This is a genomic window from Bartonella sp. ML69XJBT, from assembly GCF_028618515.1.
In the GTDB taxonomy this organism is placed as follows: domain Bacteria; phylum Pseudomonadota; class Alphaproteobacteria; order Rhizobiales; family Rhizobiaceae; genus Bartonella.
Window position 1 is genome coordinate 1 of record NZ_JAQITB010000112.1, and the last position, 1342, is coordinate 1342.

The following is a 1342-nucleotide window of genomic DNA, read 5'->3' on the forward strand; positions in this document are numbered from 1 at the left end:
CCATGGACGAGGCTTTTTGCAGACAAGTGGCTACTTGATCTTGCATATTTGCCTCCTTTTGAAGGTTTCATATATGTTAAGTTGCGATTTCAAATGCTTCGCACTGGAGAGCCGCTTACAAATAATTTTAAAGTGTTATCTTTATTGGCAGGCTGTTCAGTGAAAAGATTTCAGAGAGCATTAGATCTTTTATTAGAAACTGGACACATTGTTCTTTCAGAAGATGGTCGTTTGTGGAGTTTACAAGTTGAAGAGGAACTCAATAACTCTAATGAAGAGCTAGATAATTTCATTTGCAATGATAATGAAGAAAGGGAGGTGAAGTATGTCAACTAAGTTGCCATGGACGAGGCTTTTTTCTTCACAATGGATTGTTGATGTTAGTGGCATGAGCATAGTGGAAAAGGGTCTTTATATGACTCTTGTTTTATATATGTACGAAGAACGCCGCCCTATTATTGAAGATGCTCCCAAATTAGCAAGGTGGGCAGGTTGTTCAGTGAGAATTCTAAAAAAGACATTAGACATCTTATTACGTGATGAGAAGATCATACGTTTAGAAGATGGTCGTTTATGGAGTTTAAAAGTTGAAGAAGAACTTAATAACTTCAATGAAGATCTAAATAATAAAGAACAGGAGGGGAAATATGTCAACTAAGTTAGCTTGGGTTCGTTGTTTTCCTTCTGATTGGGTATCTGATGCTAGTGGAATGACGTCGCATCAAATATCGACTTATATGATGTTGATATTGCTTATGTATAAAAAGAGACAGCCAATTCTTGAGAATGCCTCTATATTAGCACGCATTTCTGGTTGTTCAGTAAAAGCTTTTAATAAAGCGCTAGATTTTTTATTGAGTGATGAGAAACTGATACGTTTAGAAGACGGTCGTTTATGGAGTTTACAGGTTGAAGAGGAACTCAACAACTCTAATGAGAATTTGAATAAGTTTTCAGAGAGAGCGCAGAAGGCAGCGAAGGCAAGATGGGATAAAAATACAAAAGATGCTTGTGATATTAAGCATGATGCTAACAGCATGCTTAAGGATGCTAAGCATGATGCTTGTGATGCTATAACAAACAATACAAACAATACAAACATATATAATAAAAAAAATAAAACTATCGTTTTATCAAAAAAAGAAATCGATTTTGAAGATTTAGAAACAACCGATTTGGTTGACGAGCCAACAGAGGTTGCTGCTGTTGAAAGCCCATCAGAACAAATCGAAGCGGGTGTAGAAAACCAACCTCCCATTCACGAGCAAGAAAGCGTTCCCAAAAAACCAAAACGTTCAAAAGCTCATCGAGGCTGTCGATTGCCTGATGATTTCGAACCCGA

The 1342-nt window shown here is 36.9% G+C and carries 2 protein-coding genes and 1 pseudogene; all 3 read left to right on the forward strand.

Going from position 1 to position 1342, the window contains the following annotated elements:
• Positions 1 to 285, forward strand: a pseudogene (locus PVV68_RS10365) (DUF1376 domain-containing protein); the annotation flags it as partial.
• Between the two features lie 40 nt (positions 286 to 325).
• Positions 326 to 658, forward strand: a complete 333-nt coding sequence (locus PVV68_RS10370) for a DUF1376 domain-containing protein (RefSeq protein WP_273722022.1) — start codon at positions 326 to 328, stop codon at positions 656 to 658.
• Positions 648 to 1342 (forward strand): DUF1376 domain-containing protein (locus tag PVV68_RS10375; protein WP_273783035.1); only part of this gene is annotated, 695 nt, incomplete at its 3' end. The genes PVV68_RS10370 and PVV68_RS10375, both read left to right, overlap by 11 nt.